Here is a 14,575-nt window from a genome sequence, read left to right on the forward strand (position 1 = left end):
CGGATATCGATCCGGGGCACAGGGACCTCTTAGTTGAAAGGGATGAACGCCGTCGCGCCGGTGGATTGAGGCACGAGGGACCCCAATGTAGTGCGTGCGACAGGTGAGGATGGGCGTGAGATCAACGGGGATGCCGATGCGGTGAACGGGTCGCCGTCCACGCGGGCACCTTCCAGCTGTGCGAGAATCGTCTGAAAGCGGTTGGAATAGGATGCAGCGAGATGTTCAGTGCGCGAATGATAGGCCCCGGCAGCAGCGGGCCATGAGCCGAGCTCAGCATATAGCTCGTTCAGGAAGCGTGCGGCATAGGTGGCGTTCTCGTCCGGGTCGAACATCGCCTCGATCGAGCGGAAGGCGCTGCCATGCCAGCGATAGTTGATCTGGAAACAGCCGACGTCAAAGCTGCGGGCGCCGGATTTGAAGATGTTGAAGACATAGGATTTCGCTTCGGTTGCGGAGGCGAACCAATATCCCTGCCCTTCACGATTGACGGTCCAGGGCCAGGGGTGCAATGCACCGTCGACCGTGCGGCCCGTTTCAACCCGCGCAATGGCCCTAAGCACCTTCAGCGGCACACCCTCCGCCCGTGCGGCCCGCTGCGCGGCCTGATCGCACAAAGCTGCCGTCTCAACACCCGGCGCAGAATGGCCGGGCTTTGCCAGTGCAATAAGCGCCAGACTTAGCGCAAACAGGGTTTCACGATGGGGCATTCTGCCGGTCCGAGATTCTGATCAATCCCGGCCAAGCTAGTCCGTCTTCGGTTTACAGAGGGTTAGCGCACCTCAGCTCCGATCGATTCTGCGGCCAAAAACAACGCTGGTGTTGGTACGCAGCACACCGGGGATGCGGGCCAGCTCGTCGACGAGGATATCGAGGTCTTCGATCCGGGGGGCCTCGGCAGACAGCAGCAGGTCAAACTCGCCATTGATAGACAGGCAAAGCTTGACCTCTGGGTAGGCCTCAAGCCGCTTGATGATCCGTGTGGTTTCCTTTTGCTGCACTTCCAGCAGGACAACGACCTGAACCCGGGGTGTGTCCTCGGTTTCGCGCAGAACGACCGAATAGCCTGCGATGATCCCGCGCTCTTCCATGCGATTGATGCGTTCGTGCACGGTGGTCCGGGCCACACCCAGCGTTGCCGCGATGCGGGTCGTTGAATCGCGCGCATTATGTTGCAGGGCGGCGATGATGCGACGGTCAAGCTGGTCCATGCAGGCTCCGGACATTTCAGGGGCATGTCTCGGTTTACGGCAGTTTGCGGGGCGGGCTCAAGCCTAGCGCGGGATCTGCGGATGCAACTCGTCGATCACCACAGGGTGCACGTGCGGTCCTGAACCTGTGAGGTGCGGGTGATCCGGCGGTAAATCCGGGTGATTGTGCGCCACTGCAGCACGGCTGTTGCGCGGCCATAGCCGCACGGCCAGCGACAGACCAAGGACTGCGGCAGTTGCCATTACAGCCATGACCACTGTTGCGCCGAATTGAGTCATCAACCACCCGGCCAGCGGGTAGAGAAACAGCCAACACGCATGAGACAGGGTAAATTGCGCCGCGAACAGTGCCGGACGATCTTCGGGATGGGCAGAACGGGTCAACAGGCGACCGGATGGTGTGAGTGTGGCGGAATAGCCAAAGCCCACGGCAGCCCAGATCAGCGTCAACAGCCCCAGCGTCATCGGTAGGGCTGTGGACAGCACCGCAGCGACAGCCATGGCGCCGGTCGCCAGAGCGGCACCGCTCAGCATCACCTGACGGTCTGAAATGCGCTCCAGCAGTCGGGGCAGGGTGAACGCCGCCAGCATTGATCCGCCGCCGAAGCCAGCCAGGGCAATCGCGACAGCGCTTTCCGAAAGGCCCAGATCAGCGCGTACGATCACCACGGTGTTGACGATCACCATCGCGCTCAGTGCTGCTGCGCTCCAGCTGAGCGCCAGCAACCCGTGCAAACGTGGCGTTTTCAGATAAATGCGGATGCCGCGCGTGGTTCTGTCATAGATGCCGCGCTGTGCCGATGGCTTGGGCGAGGGAAGAGCAACGGATACCACCAACAGCGCTGAGGCGACAAACCCAACACCCGTGCCCAAGAACAGACTGTCGAAACTGACCAGAAGCAGCAGCGCGGCAGCCAGCATCGGACTCAGCAGGCTTTCAAGATCATAGGCCAAACGCGACAGTGACAGGGCCTTGGTATAGTCCTGTTCGTCGGTCAGTACGTCGGGAATGGTGGCCTGAAAAGTCGGGGTAAATCCGGCAGAGGCGGATTGCAGCAGGAAGATCAGCACGTAAACCTGCCAGATTTCGGTCACAAAAGGCAGGCAGAGCGCCACCAGAGCGCGCACCAGATCCAGCGCCACAAGCATGCGGCGACGATCCAGCCGCTCAGCAAAGGCGGCCGCCAGCGGCGCGATTGTAACGTAGGCCACCATCTTGATGGTAAGCGCGGTGCCCAGCACCATCCCGGCGGCCTCTCCGGCCAGATCGAAGGCCAGAAGACCCAAGGCAACGGTGGCCAGCCCGGTTCCAGACAATGCAACGACCTGTGCGGCCAGCAGATGACGATAGGTGCGGTTCTTCAGGACGCTAAGCATGGCTCAAAGGTATTTCGTGATGGTTTTGAAGTCTTCGACACTCTGACCGTCTGCCCCGGCGGACAGGCAGTGGTCGACATGGTCATGGATCAGGGCGCGTTTGGCGTTGGTGATCGCTTTTTCAACCGCAAAGAGCTGTTGGGCGATGTCACCACAAGGGGCCTGGCTTTCCAGCATTGTGATAACCTTGGCCAGATGGCCATGCGCGCGCTTCAGCCGCGCAGTGATCTGAGGATGCGAAGGGTGGGTATGAGTCGTCATGGCGCATCCCTATCCTCCCCTAGGGGATATGTCAATGCTGGGAAACTCCGGAAACAACCTTTGAGCTGATGACGTTGAGTTTGTTCGTGAAACCTCCTATTTCGGGGACGAAAGCGCACAAAGGACAATTCCGTGGCGAACCACCTTTATAAGAATGACCTGCCGGACGGGTTGGATCTGGGCCCTGTAGTGGCCATCGACTGTGAAACCATGGGGCTGAACCCGCATCGGGACCGCCTCTGTGTGATCCAGATGTCCGGCGGGGATGGCAACAGCCATATCGTGCAGGTCGAGAAAGGGCAGACGCGTGCTCCGAACCTGTGTGCGATGCTGGAAAACCCCGATGTTTTGAAGCTGTTCCACTTTGGCCGCTTCGATATTGCTGCGATGTATCATGCATTCGGCGCGCTGGCTGCACCGGTCTATTGCACCAAGATCGCCAGTCGCCTGGTGCGCACCTATACCGACCGGCACGGGCTCAAGAACCTGTGCCAGGAGCTGATCGGCGTCGATATCTCGAAGCAACAGCAGATGAGCGACTGGGGTGCGGAAACCCTGACTGACGCCCAGCTGGATTATGCGGCCTCGGATGTGCTGTATCTGCATCGCCTGCGCGAGGCGCTGGACGGGCGACTGGCGCGTGAAGGCCGGACCGAGATGGCACAGGCCTGTTTTGACTTCCTGCCGATGCGTGCGAAACTCGATCTCGCTGGTTGGCCCGAAACGGATATCTTTGCGCACTCATGACTGATACCGAAGCTTTCCTGAAAACCGCCCGACAGGTTGTCACCGACGAAGCCCGCGCGCTGGATGTTCTGGCCGAGGGGCTGGATGAGCATTTTGCCGAGGCTGTGCAACTGATCCTGCAGGCGACTGGCCGCATCATCATCAGCGGCATTGGCAAGTCAGGTCATATCGGCCACAAGATAGCGGCAACTCTGGCCAGCACCGGTACACCTGCCTATTTCGTCCATCCTGCCGAGGCGAGTCATGGCGATCTGGGCATGGTGTCCAAAGGCGACGTGGTTCTGGCGATCTCGAACTCCGGCGAAGCGCCGGAACTGGCCAACCTGCTGGCTTTTACCCGCCGCTTTGGCATCCCTCTGATTGGCCTGTCCAGCAAACCCGAAAGCACGCTGATGAAACAGGCCGACGTGCATCTGCTGATTCCGTCACTGGGAGAGGCCTGCGGTTTTGGCATGGTGCCTTCGATCTCGACCACGCTGACGCTGGCGATGGGGGATGCGCTGGCGATTGCGTTGATGAAGTATCGGGACTTCAAGCCCGAAAACTTCCGCGACTTCCATCCAGGTGGCAAACTGGGCGCACAGTTGAGCAAGGTGCGTGATTTGATGCATACAGATACACCGATTGTACCCACTGGTACCGCGATGAGCGAAGCGCTTCTGATTATGAGCCAGAAGGGGTTCGGAGTCGTTGGTGTGACAGATGAACGTGGTCGTCTGTTGGGGATTGTCACTGATGGTGACTTGCGGCGGCACATGGAAGGTCTACTTGATCTGACGGTTGATCAGGTCATGACGGCTGACCCGCGCACGATTGGACCAGATGAGCTGGCTGAAGGCGCTGTTGCGTTGATGACCATGGAAACCCCAAAAATTACCTGCCTCTTTGTGGTCGACCCGGCCGCGGATGGTCGTGCTGAAGGTATTCTGCACATCCACGATTGCCTGCGCGTTGGTCTGGGCTGAGGGAGGGTCTGCGGTGGACCGTCATTCCCGTTGGGTACAGTTTCTGAAAGTGGTGCTGCCTCTGGCCGCCATTTTGCTGCTGTCCACCGTGTTCCTTTTGTCGCGCAGCATCGACACCAATGTTTCGGTCCCGTTCAGCGGACAGGAGATTGACGAACGGTTGACCGATCAGGTCATAACCAGACCCGACTACAAGGGGGTAACCCGCAAGGGCGAAGAAATTCGCGTCGAAGCGCGCCGTGCCAGCCAGGGTAGTACAGGCGACAACCCTACCGCAGCTGAAGTGCAGGGCAGGTTCGGTCTGAGCAATGGGGGTGAGATCACGCTGGAATCCAACACCGGCATGATCCGGCCCGATAAGGGCACCGCCACCTTCTCAGGCAATGTGGTCATCACCACCGCTGATGGCATTCAGGTTACCACTGAGCTCTTGAACACATCTCTGGAAGAAATACGTGGTGATAGTCCGGGCAAGATTGACGGCACCGGCCCGATCGGTGACTTTACCGCTGGGCGGATGACATTTGGTACGGAAAAAACGGACGGCCCGGTCCATATTCTTTTTACAGATGGCGTGAAGCTGATATACGAGCCGCAAAAAGCTGAAAGATAACCCGTGTTTGATTTTCGTGTTGCCTCTGTTTGTTTCGCTCTGATCGCCGGAGCAGCGCCCCTGTCAGCGCAAGAAGCACAAGTTGCCTTTGGGGCGGTCAAAGCCGACCCGACCTTGCCCGTCGAGGTGACGTCCGAGACTTTGAATGTGAACCAGGAAGACGGCTCGGCCGAGTTTCTGGGCAATGTGATCGTCATCCAGGGTGAAATGCGCCTGACCGCTGAGCGGGTGCTGGTGATCTATAATGAAGAACGTTCGGCCATTGAACGGATGGAGGCCACCGAAAATGTGGTTCTGGTCAGCCCACCGGACGCGGCTGAGGGCGATTGGGCCGAATACACCATCGATACTGGTGTGATCGAGATGAAAGGGAATGTGCTGCTGACGCAGGGGCCCAGCGTGATCAGCGGAGATCAGATGATCGCGAACCTGACCTCGGGCACGGCAACGATGTCAGGGCGGGTGAAGACCATATTGCAGCAGGGCCAGAATTGATGAACCGCCCGAACCTGTCTGTCGCTGAGGGCACTTCCGGTCTAAAGATCGAGAAGTTGCGGAAATCCTACCGCAAAAAGACCGTAATCCGGGATGTCTCGATGACACTGGGCCGGTCCGAGGTGGTTGCGCTGCTCGGACCAAACGGTTCGGGTAAGACCACGACATTCTATTCGGTTGCCGGGCTTGTCTTCCCCGAAGCGGGCAGCGTGACGATTGACGGCCAGAACGTCACGACCCTGCCGATGTACCGCCGCGCGCGTCTGGGGATCGGCTATCTGCCACAAGAGATGTCGATTTTCCGCGGCATGAGCGTTGAAGACAACATCGCTGCCGTGCTGGACATCACCGTCAAACATGCTCATCGCCGCAAAGAGCGGCTGGAAGAGCTGCTGTCGGACTTCTCGATTGAACATCTGCGCCGCGCACCCGCGCTCGCGCTTTCAGGGGGTGAACGTCGCCGGGTTGAGATTGCGCGTTGTCTGGCTGCGGATCCGAAATATCTGCTGCTGGATGAACCCTTTGCTGGGGTCGACCCGATCAGTGTCGGGGATATCCGCCTTTTGGTGGCCGATCTGAAGAAACGCGGTATCGGTGTTCTGATCACCGACCATAACGTGCGTGAAACACTCGAAATTGTGGACCGCGCCTATATTCTGCACGATGGTCAGGTTCTGATGTCCGGCACCCCTGACGAGGTGGTGGAAAACGAAAATGTGCGTCGGGTTTATTTGGGCGAAAACTTCCGTATTTCATGAGCTTGCGCGGGATTGCGCCGGGCGCATGGCGGAAATTTGGTATATACACACCTGTTTTGATTGACTCTTCCCCCGCCTCTTGGCTCAATTGGGGTATGGCAAGTCTTCGGTTCCAGACTGGATCGCGATGCCCCTTCTTTGAAGGGCTGGATCAACGGCAACCGCAGACTCTGCTGCGACCCCCCACCCGATAAAAACAAGTCCGCCACGCTATGTGGCGTCAGAATGGGTGTGAATTGTGAAGGAGATCACATGCGTTACCAAATCAGCGGAAAACAGATCGACATCGGTGCGGCCCTGCAAACTCATGTGCAGACCGAACTGGGCGAGGTCGTCGGCAAATATGCCCAGCGACCAACGGACGCCAACGTCGTCTTTTCCCGTTCGGCGCATGAATATGTATGCGAGACCACCGTGCATCTGTCGACCGGTCTGACCGCTCAGGCAAAGGCGCACGCGACCGAGATCTATGCAGCATTTGAGGGCTGCTGTGACAAGATGGAGACACAACTGCGTCGCTATAAGCGCCGCCTGAAAGACCACCACAAGGATCGGTCCGAGCCAGTTGAACTCTTCGGCGCGTCCTCTTATATCCTCGCTTCTGACGAATCGGAGACGGCAGATGAGCCCGAATCGTTGCAGCCGATGATTGTGGCTGAGATGGAAACCAAGATCCCATCGCTGAGTGTTGGTGAAGCCGTTATGCAGATGGAACTCGCCGGTGCCCCGGTGCTGGTGTTCCGGAATGAGAACAAGGACGGATTGAATGTCGTTTATCGTCGTGATGACGGCAATATCGGATGGATCGATCCGTAACAGGCAAGGATAACTGGCCTGCCCCCAAAAGCTGGGGGCATGGTCGAGGAGCAAGATCATGGAGCTTTCGAGCATTCTGAAGCCCGAGGCGGTGCGTGTGCTGTCAGCCGCGTCCAGCAAGAAGCGTCTGTTTCAGGAAATCGGCGATGTCGCCGCCGCTACGCTGGGTCTGGAAGCACAGGCCGTCGTTGACAGCCTGCTTGAGCGCGAGAGCCTGGGGCCGACGGGCGTGGGCCATGGTGTTGCCTTGCCGCACGCGCGATTGCCCGAGCTGGAGGAGGTTTCGGGGGTTTTCGTGATGTTGGAAAAGCCCATCGATTTCGGCTCGGTCGACCGTCAGCCCGTTGATCTGGCCTTTTCGCTTTTTGCGCCGGAAGAGGCAGGCGTCGAACACCTGAAAGCACTGGCCTTGGTTTCTCGCACACTGCGCGAACAGACCGTTTGCGCCAAGCTGCGGGCCAACCCCGATCCAGTTAAGTTGTATGCGATTTTAACTGAGGCCCAATCGGTACAGGCTGCCTAATTGGGCGCAACACAAACAAGAAAGCCCCCGAAATTCGGGGGCTTTCTTGTTTCAAGCGATGGGTGCTCAGCCGCCGGTTCCCATTTCCAGCGTCCACCAGATCTTGCCGCCACCTTCCTGGTGCCAGGCAAATCCCATTTGGGTTGCTTTCGGATCCATGATGACCGAGCGCGGCCCGGGCTCCTGCATCCAGGCCGCCAGCGTTTCGGTTTCGGTTTCATAGGTTTCCGAGATCGCCTCGCCCAGAAACGTACCGAAATATCCGACCCGCGCCGCTCGATCGAGCGGTGACGAACCGTCTGAGCCGAAGTGCCAGGGACGGTTCTGCCGGGCCATGTCTTTCGCATGAGTGGCGGCAGCCGCGTTCAGTTGTGAGTTCAATTGGACCTGTTGCAGGCCGGATGCCTGCCGCAGGGCATTCACTGAATCCAGCATGCGGAACTGCAGTTTTTCTGGATTGCCGCGAATCTTGTAGACCGAAGGCAGAGGTCTGCCGTCAGCCCCAATCGTCGTGGTGCCCGAATCGGTGCATGCCGCCAGAGCGAGGGTACAAATCGTCAGAAGAGAAAGAATACGTGTCATGATTGGCCTGAATTCTGTGTTTCAAGGGAAATAGCTCGCTTGAAGGCTCGGGGCAAATGCACAATGGCCCAAGCTTGCATGATTCTGCCGGTTTGATTTGCGACTGAAGCATTCTGGCCATAAAATGTTCCAGAATTTGCATTCGACCTTAGCAAAGGACCGCTCGTCATGGTCAAGAAACCGATTGTTACCCAAACGCGCCGCGCATTTCTGGCAGCTGCCTCGGCTAGCCTCGTGTCACCGGCGCTGGCTCAGTACATCCCAGGTGATCCGCTGCGCCCTGCCCCGGAACCCGAAGCACCTGTGCGCCGCAATGTGTCCGGGTTCCGTGCACTCGATTGGCAGCCGTACTTCTCAAACACCAATAACGGGGCCATTCTGGTCGATACCGTCTCGCGGGCGCTGCATTATTGGTCAGAAGATCAATCCGTGTACAAACTTTACCCATCTTCGGTGCCATTGACCGAAGAGTTGACCCGCCGCGGACGCACCAGCGTTATCCGCAAAGTCGAAGGTCCAAGCTGGTCACCAACGCCGTCGATGAAAAAGCGTAATCCGGAATGGCCGGATTATATTCCGCCGGGTCCGGATAACCCATTGGGAACACACGCTTTGTATCTGAGTTGGAAATATTACCGCATCCACGGCACCCACGATACGCGCAAAATCGGGCGCCGGTCGTCAAATGGCTGCATCGGACTGTTCAACGAAGACATCGCTGAGCTGTTTGCAATGGCCAATGTTGGCACGCAAGTGTTGCTAATTTGACGACATTTTCGCGCACGAACCCGCTTGTGGCGCAAGTTGCAATTGCAATCCGGCGGTATTGCTGATTAGAAAAACTCACGAGGTAAGTCTTAGATGTGCGGTTTCGCTATTGGGAATCGCGCAAATTCTGGAGGTTAATATGAAGAAACTCGTTCTCGCCGCTGCTCTGACTGCTGCTGCTTCGACCGCTTATGCTGGCAACCTGGAAGAGCCGGTTGTTGAAGCACCTGTTGTTGTCGAAGAAACTCAGGGTTCGTCGCAGGGCATCATCCTGCCGCTGATCCTGCTGGTTGTTGTTGCTGCAGCTGTTGCCGCAGGCTAATCGACGAGCATTAACTCAGGGAAAAGGCGGTGGGTTGTCCCTCCGCCTTTTTTCATGCCTGCAAGACGCGGCTTAGTGCCGGTTAGTCCAGCCAGCCGCGCAGATTGTCTTCGATCACTTTGCCCAGTGCCGCGATATGCGCATCCTCGTCGTTAAGGCAGGGGATATAGGTGAACGATTGGCCTCCGGCTTCCTCAAAGCTTTCCTTGATCTCTTCCTTGATCTCTTCCAGCGTCTCGATGCAATCGGCCGAGAAGGCGGGTGCGATGACAGCGATGTTCTTCTTCCCCTGACGCGCCAGATCAGCCACGTGATCTACGGTATAAGGTTTCAGCCATTCCTCGGGTCCAAAACGCGACTGGAAGGTCGAGACCAGCTGATCATCCGACCAACCGAGCCGTTCTTTCAGCAGTCTTGAAGTTTTGACGCATTGGCAGTGATAGGGATCGCCCTGCTGCAGATAGCGTTCCGGCATCCCGTGGTAGGAACATACAAGGATATCCGGCTTGGTCTCCATGGCGGCATATGCGCGCTCGACCGAGCCTGCCAGCGCGTCGATATAGGCCGGTTGGTCGAAATATGCGGGCACCGTGCGGCTGGCCGGTTGCCAGGCCTCGGCCATCAGAGCGCGGAAGAACTGGTCATTCGCGGTCGCCGTCGTGGCGCCCGCATATTGAGGGTAGAGTGGAAAGAAGAGGATGCGGTCGCAGCCCTCTGCCACCATCTCGCGCACCTTCGAGGGGGTTGAAGGGTTGCCGTAACGCATGCAAAAATCGACCATCACCTGATCGCCGTAGCGTTCTTGCAGCGCGGCGCGCAGCTTGGCGGTTTGATCCTTGGTGATCGTCATCAACGGGCTCTCGCCCTTGTCGTGGTTCCAGATCGACTTGTAGGCTTCGCCCGAGCTGAAAGGTCGTTTGGTCAGGATGATCCCCTGCAGGATCGGCTGCCATTTCCATGCTGGGTAGTCGATCACCCGCTTGTCCGACAGAAACTCGTTCAGATAGCGACGCATGGGCCAATAGCTGTAATCGTCTGGCGTGCCCAGATTGGCCAGCAGAATGCCGACACGCCCCATTTTGACCTTGGGATGATCGGTCGGTGCATGCGTTGGGCGAGTGGCGTCAAACATATGAAGCTTCCTGAGTTTTCGTGTTCTGGCCTGAGATAAAGGGAAATGCCCAGCCGTCAATCGGGCAGTTTGCCCTCTTCCGTCTTCAACGCATCTGCCAGACGCATTTGCGCCGATCCCTGGCGCAGGGGTTTGGGCTGACTTTCGTCCGGCGACCATCCGGTCAGGCACACCAGTTCAAACGTAGCGGCCAGCCGCCCCGAAGCGGTGGCGAAGTGATCCGCATAGATACGTTGCGCAGCCTCGAACACCGCACTTGATGTCGGGCGTTTCAACCGCCCGCTGAGCGCATTGGTTTCACCCATATCCCTGAGATCGCGCATCAGGTGCCAGATATCCCGGTATTCGGCCGTCAGCGGGACGGCATCCGCCACGGGTAAGGCCAGCCCGGCTCGCTGCAGCAGCCCTCCCAGATCGCGTAGCTCGCCCATGGGCGCGATTCGCGGGCTGAGGCCGCCGGTTATCTCAATCTCGGCTTGCCCAAGGGCTGCGCGCAATTGATGCAGGGTTTCTCCACCCAGACATACGACCAGCAGCAGTCCATCGGGCTTCAGCGCACGATGGCATTGGATCAATTGCCCAACCGGATCATTGGCGCAATGCAGCGCCATCGCGTGGATCACCAGATCATGTGCGCCGGGTTGCAGCGGCAGGGTGTCTTCATCTGCCACAACCACCGCGCTAGGCAGAATATCAGACCAGAGATGCGGAAATGGGCTCACGATAGCGGGCGCCGTAAAGGCTTTGTTAACCATGGAGAGCCGATCCTGCACTTCATCAACAGCAGCGCGGTGCAGGAACAGCGCGTTATCCTGCGCGCGCGCGCGGTGCTGCAGGATGGCGGCGCGGTCAAACAAAGAGGGTGCAGTGGACTCGGGCAGTTTCATAGCTCGCAAGTATCGCATAGCGCAGCGGATTCAAACCGCTATCCAACTTATCTATCCACCGCGTTGTATGGGCTGCGGCGCATTGACGAACACCGATTTCGGCCTGTGCGGCCCCTGCTGGCGGGACACGCCCTTCATCGGAGGCACGGTCTGCGAGAGCTGCGGCGTACCGGTCGTCGGCGATCGTGACGGGTTCCGGATCGAATGTGACGATTGCCTGAAACGGCCTCCGCCGTGGCAAGCCGGGCGAGCGGCGCTACTCTATCAGGGAAAAGCGCGATCACTAATTTTGGCGCTGAAACACGGCGATCGACCGGAACTGGCGCGCCCTGCGGCGCGCTGGATGGCTCAGGCGGGGCGTGAGCTGTTGCGGTCTGACATGCTGATCGCACCCGTGCCGCTGCATTGGTCGCGCTTGCTGAAGCGACGCTACAACCAATCTGCCCTGTTGGCGCAGCATTTGGCGCGTGAGGTCGGTCTGGACTGCGTGCCTGACCTGCTTAGGCGTACCAGGCGCACCCCGGTACTGGATGGTAAAACGGCGCACGAGCGGGCAGAGATCCTGCAGGACGCGATTTCAGTCCATCCTCGGCGTTTGCAGCATATGCAGAGGCGAGACGTCCTGCTGGTTGATGATGTCATGACCTCTGGCGCGACGCTGGCGGCCTGCACCCGTGTGTGTCAGGTCGCAGGGGCAAATCATATTTTCGTGTTGGCTCTGGCGCGCGTTGCCAAGGATGCCTAATTCGCCCAAGATTGCGCGAAACCCGAAGGGACGGAATATGAAACCGGTAGAAATCTATACCTCGCCGCTATGCGGCTTTTGCCACGCGGCCAAGCGTCTGCTGAAACAGAAGGGTGTCGAGTTCAAGGAGGTCGATGTCTTGATGCACCCCAAACGCAAGCCCGAGATGATCAAACGTGCGGGTGGAAAACGCACTGTGCCGCAGATCTTCATCGGTACGACCCATGTAGGCGGTTGCGATGACCTCTATGAGCTGGAGCGTCAGGGCAAGCTGGACCGTCTGCTCGCGGCCTGATGAAAACCGCTCTGCTGCAGATCACTTCGTCGGACGACCCGGCCGGAAATCTGGATATGGTGCGCGCCATGATGGCCGAGGCGGTCAATCAGGGCGCGCGTTTCATTCTGACGCCAGAGGTGACGAATTGCGTGTCCACCAGCACCACGCGGCAGCGCGAGGTTCTGCAGCATGAAGAAGAAGACATTACCCTGGCGGGTCTGCGTGCGCAGGCTGCTGAATTAGGTGTCTGGCTTCTGATCGGTTCGTTGGGCATTAAGACTCACGATGCTGATGAACGCTTTGCGAACCGCTCCTTTATGATTGACCCGCAGGGGCAGATCGTAGCGCGTTATGACAAGATTCACATGTTCGACGTGCAGGTCACCGAATCCGAGACCTTCCGCGAATCGAAAAACTACCGCCCCGGCCAGAAAGCGGTGATTGCTGACACCGATTTCGGCAAGGTCGGCCTGACGATCTGCTACGACATCCGCTTTCCCTATCTGCATGCTGCTCTTGCGCAGGAAGGCGCGCGAATTCTCACCGTCCCGGCTGCGTTCTCTCCGGTGACCGGTGCAGCGCATTGGGAACCATTGCTGCGCGCGCGCGCGATTGAGACCGGGTGTTGGGTGCTCGCCCCGGCTCAGACCGGAGAGCATCCGAAAACGCGCGGCAAGACGCGCTATACCCACGGTCACAGCATGGTTGTCGCCCCATGGGGGGAGGTGCTGATCGACGCAGGTACCGATCCGGGCATTCACATTTTCGATTTGGATGATAGTTCTGTGACGGAGGCGCGCCGTCGCGTGCCCTCATTGACTCACGTGCGGCCCTTCGATGGGCCCTGATCCAGAACCGGACTATGACTGACGAACACAATGCCCTTGCGGTCACGCTGTTCAGCGAGATTCTGACTGCAGACCAACTGTTGCGCAACCGGCTGAGCCGGGTGCTGCCCAAGGGTATGGAAATCTCGCATTTTTCGGTGCTGAACCATCTGGTCTTTGTCGGAGACGAGCGCACGCCTGCCCAACTGGCCAGCACGTTCCACGTCACACGCGGAGCGATGACCAACACCTTGGCCAAGCTGGAATGGGCCGGATACATCCACATCCGCCCCGATTGGGACGACGCCCGCCGCAAGATGGTGGCAATCAGCCCCGCCGGTCGGAGGGCTCGGGATCAGGCGATTTCCTCGATTGCCCCGCTAATCAACCGCGTGGTCGGAGAGCTTGGGCTGGAGCGGGTGCGTAGTACATTGCCCGTGCTGCGGGATTTGCGGTTGCAGTTGGAGGGGGAGTAAGGCTTGGAAGCAGCCCCGCGCCAGACAATTGAATTCAACCAATTGACAATGTTCGTCCAAAGAACGGGATAAATTATTCTGCCTGGTGAGAGTTTAGGGATGAGCAAGAATGCCATGGATTTTGCATGAGAGTATTTCAGACCAAGAAGATGTGACATGGGCGTTGCGGGATCTAACGAACGGCGCTGACAGATCGATTCCTAAAATTCACATGCCGGCATTTGAAATTTCTGAAGATCAATACCCTTTGGATTTTCAGCAAACCTCATCGCACACAGAGTTAACGGACTTTATGAGAGGCGGAAGTTTGGGCGTTGTGCTTGTCAGCCAAGCGTTCCGCGACTTGATCGAAGAAATGGACCCGGGGCACAGCCTTTACTTCCCAGTCGTCCTGCAATGCGATGATGGGCGCGTTATCAAGGACGAGTATTTTCTTCATAAGTTCTCGGACTTCATCGACGACGGAGTCATCGTCGACGAGTCTGATGTCCAGCCAGTCGCGCGTAAAGGAAGGATTAGATTCTACAGCAGTTCGGCTTGGCCCAAGCTGGTTTGGTGCAACGACAAAATCAAGAACCGCCACGTATTTGCCGACTGTTATTTGCGAGACCGCTTTTGTGTTTCCGACGCGTTTTTAGAAGCTGCTGAGAATAGAGGTTTCAAGGGTTTTAAGAAAATCGAATCCTTCGTCCGGTATCTGTCTTAGTGGCGCATGGACCAGCGATTGCAGGATGGGTGCTTGCACCCATCACTCCCGTTCATTGATGCTTGCATGACAGGTGCGAACACCCAA

General features: G+C 58.1%; 21 protein-coding genes. 14 read left to right on the plus strand and 7 right to left on the minus strand.

The window, feature by feature from the left end:
• Nucleotides 1-29: 29 nt before the first annotated feature.
• The 4 genes from ACR0AZ_RS07920 to ACR0AZ_RS07935 all read right to left on the minus strand — a co-directional run bounded on the left by ACR0AZ_RS07920 (nucleotide 30) and on the right by ACR0AZ_RS07935 (nucleotide 2,849).
• On the minus strand, nucleotides 30-710 hold the full coding sequence (locus ACR0AZ_RS07920; protein ID WP_480471119.1) for a transglycosylase SLT domain-containing protein: 681 nt from the start codon (nucleotides 708-710) through the stop codon (nucleotides 30-32).
• 72 nt (nucleotides 711-782) lie between these two features.
• Nucleotides 783-1,211 carry an Lrp/AsnC family transcriptional regulator gene (locus tag ACR0AZ_RS07925; RefSeq protein ID WP_480471118.1) on the minus strand — a complete coding sequence of 143 codons (429 nt, stop codon included), beginning with the start codon at nucleotides 1,209-1,211 and terminating at the stop codon, nucleotides 783-785.
• Nucleotides 1,212-1,274: 63 nt separating this feature from the next.
• Complete coding sequence (locus ACR0AZ_RS07930; protein WP_480471117.1) at nucleotides 1,275-2,588, minus strand: MFS transporter; 1,314 nt, start codon at nucleotides 2,586-2,588, stop codon at nucleotides 1,275-1,277.
• A 3-nt stretch (nucleotides 2,589-2,591) separates the two neighbouring features.
• A complete protein-coding gene (locus ACR0AZ_RS07935; protein ID WP_480471116.1) occupies nucleotides 2,592-2,849 on the minus strand; it encodes a metal-sensing transcriptional repressor in 258 nt (85 codons plus the stop codon).
• 132 nt (nucleotides 2,850-2,981) lie between these two features.
• Between ACR0AZ_RS07935 and ACR0AZ_RS07940 the strand changes: the two genes are divergently transcribed.
• The 7 genes from ACR0AZ_RS07940 (at nucleotide 2,982) to ACR0AZ_RS07970 (ending at nucleotide 7,766) form a co-directional block, all read left to right on the plus strand.
• Complete coding sequence (locus ACR0AZ_RS07940) at nucleotides 2,982-3,596, plus strand: ribonuclease D (protein WP_480471115.1); 615 nt, start codon at nucleotides 2,982-2,984, stop codon at nucleotides 3,594-3,596.
• A complete protein-coding gene (locus ACR0AZ_RS07945; RefSeq protein ID WP_480471114.1) occupies nucleotides 3,593-4,561 on the plus strand; it encodes a KpsF/GutQ family sugar-phosphate isomerase in 969 nt (322 codons plus the stop codon). Before ACR0AZ_RS07940 ends, ACR0AZ_RS07945 begins: the two co-directional genes overlap by 4 nt.
• A gap of 13 nt (nucleotides 4,562-4,574) precedes the next feature.
• Entirely contained in the window at nucleotides 4,575-5,174 is a 600-nt protein-coding gene (lptC, locus tag ACR0AZ_RS07950; RefSeq protein WP_480471113.1) for an LPS export ABC transporter periplasmic protein LptC, read from the plus strand.
• Nucleotides 5,175-5,177: 3 nt separating this feature from the next.
• Nucleotides 5,178-5,669: an LptA/OstA family protein gene (locus ACR0AZ_RS07955; protein ID WP_480471112.1), complete on the plus strand. Its 492-nt coding sequence runs from the start codon at nucleotides 5,178-5,180 to the stop codon at nucleotides 5,667-5,669.
• On the plus strand, nucleotides 5,669-6,427 hold the full coding sequence (gene lptB / locus ACR0AZ_RS07960) for an LPS export ABC transporter ATP-binding protein (RefSeq protein ID WP_480471111.1): 759 nt from the start codon (nucleotides 5,669-5,671) through the stop codon (nucleotides 6,425-6,427). Before ACR0AZ_RS07955 ends, lptB begins: the two co-directional genes overlap by 1 nt.
• A 252-nt stretch (nucleotides 6,428-6,679) precedes the next feature.
• Complete coding sequence (hpf, locus tag ACR0AZ_RS07965) at nucleotides 6,680-7,243, plus strand: ribosome hibernation-promoting factor, HPF/YfiA family (protein ID WP_170428456.1); 564 nt, start codon at nucleotides 6,680-6,682, stop codon at nucleotides 7,241-7,243.
• A 58-nt stretch (nucleotides 7,244-7,301) separates the two neighbouring features.
• Complete coding sequence (locus ACR0AZ_RS07970; RefSeq protein WP_480471110.1) at nucleotides 7,302-7,766, plus strand: PTS sugar transporter subunit IIA; 465 nt, start codon at nucleotides 7,302-7,304, stop codon at nucleotides 7,764-7,766.
• Between the two features lie 66 nt (nucleotides 7,767-7,832).
• On the opposite strand, the gene dalA is transcribed toward ACR0AZ_RS07970, so the two are convergent.
• Nucleotides 7,833-8,348, minus strand: coding sequence for a divisome-associated lipoprotein DalA (gene dalA / locus ACR0AZ_RS07975; protein ID WP_480471109.1), 516 nt, complete (start codon nucleotides 8,346-8,348; stop codon nucleotides 7,833-7,835).
• A gap of 168 nt (nucleotides 8,349-8,516) precedes the next feature.
• On the opposite strand from dalA, the gene ACR0AZ_RS07980 reads away from it, so the two are divergent.
• Nucleotides 8,517-9,116, plus strand: a complete 600-nt coding sequence (locus ACR0AZ_RS07980) for a L,D-transpeptidase (protein ID WP_480667188.1) — start codon at nucleotides 8,517-8,519, stop codon at nucleotides 9,114-9,116.
• 139 nt (nucleotides 9,117-9,255) lie between these two features.
• On the plus strand, nucleotides 9,256-9,438 hold the full coding sequence (locus ACR0AZ_RS07985; RefSeq protein WP_005979327.1) for a hypothetical protein: 183 nt from the start codon (nucleotides 9,256-9,258) through the stop codon (nucleotides 9,436-9,438).
• A gap of 82 nt (nucleotides 9,439-9,520) precedes the next feature.
• Here the strand turns inward: ACR0AZ_RS07985 and hemH are convergent, their stop codons facing one another.
• Together hemH and ACR0AZ_RS07995 are read right to left on the minus strand one after the other, a co-directional pair.
• Nucleotides 9,521-10,570 carry a ferrochelatase gene (hemH, locus tag ACR0AZ_RS07990; protein WP_480667189.1) on the minus strand — a complete coding sequence of 350 codons (1,050 nt, stop codon included), beginning with the start codon at nucleotides 10,568-10,570 and terminating at the stop codon, nucleotides 9,521-9,523.
• 56 nt (nucleotides 10,571-10,626) lie between these two features.
• Nucleotides 10,627-11,457 carry a methyltransferase domain-containing protein gene (locus ACR0AZ_RS07995; RefSeq protein ID WP_480471106.1) on the minus strand — a complete coding sequence of 277 codons (831 nt, stop codon included), beginning with the start codon at nucleotides 11,455-11,457 and terminating at the stop codon, nucleotides 10,627-10,629.
• Here ACR0AZ_RS07995 and ACR0AZ_RS08000 point away from each other — a divergent pair.
• The 5 genes from ACR0AZ_RS08000 to ACR0AZ_RS08020 all read left to right on the plus strand — a co-directional run bounded on the left by ACR0AZ_RS08000 (nucleotide 11,438) and on the right by ACR0AZ_RS08020 (nucleotide 14,488).
• Nucleotides 11,438-12,202 carry a double zinc ribbon domain-containing protein gene (locus ACR0AZ_RS08000; RefSeq protein ID WP_480471105.1) on the plus strand — a complete coding sequence of 255 codons (765 nt, stop codon included), beginning with the start codon at nucleotides 11,438-11,440 and terminating at the stop codon, nucleotides 12,200-12,202. The two genes, ACR0AZ_RS07995 and ACR0AZ_RS08000, sit on opposite strands and share 20 nt — an antisense overlap.
• A gap of 37 nt (nucleotides 12,203-12,239) precedes the next feature.
• Nucleotides 12,240-12,497: a glutaredoxin 3 gene (gene grxC / locus ACR0AZ_RS08005; protein WP_480471104.1), complete on the plus strand. Its 258-nt coding sequence runs from the start codon at nucleotides 12,240-12,242 to the stop codon at nucleotides 12,495-12,497.
• Nucleotides 12,497-13,327 (plus strand): carbon-nitrogen hydrolase family protein, encoded by an 831-nt coding sequence (locus tag ACR0AZ_RS08010; RefSeq protein ID WP_480667190.1) that lies wholly within the window; start codon nucleotides 12,497-12,499, stop codon nucleotides 13,325-13,327. Before grxC ends, ACR0AZ_RS08010 begins: the two co-directional genes overlap by 1 nt.
• A 14-nt stretch (nucleotides 13,328-13,341) precedes the next feature.
• The gene (locus ACR0AZ_RS08015; protein ID WP_170327795.1) at nucleotides 13,342-13,782 is read left to right on the plus strand and encodes a MarR family winged helix-turn-helix transcriptional regulator; all 441 of its coding nucleotides are present in this window, start codon (nucleotides 13,342-13,344) and stop codon (nucleotides 13,780-13,782) included.
• Between the two features lie 109 nt (nucleotides 13,783-13,891).
• Nucleotides 13,892-14,488: an imm11 family protein gene (locus ACR0AZ_RS08020; RefSeq protein ID WP_480471102.1), complete on the plus strand. Its 597-nt coding sequence runs from the start codon at nucleotides 13,892-13,894 to the stop codon at nucleotides 14,486-14,488.
• Nucleotides 14,489-14,575 lie beyond the last annotated feature (87 nt).

It is taken from the genome of Ruegeria sp. BE3 (assembly GCF_056538865.1).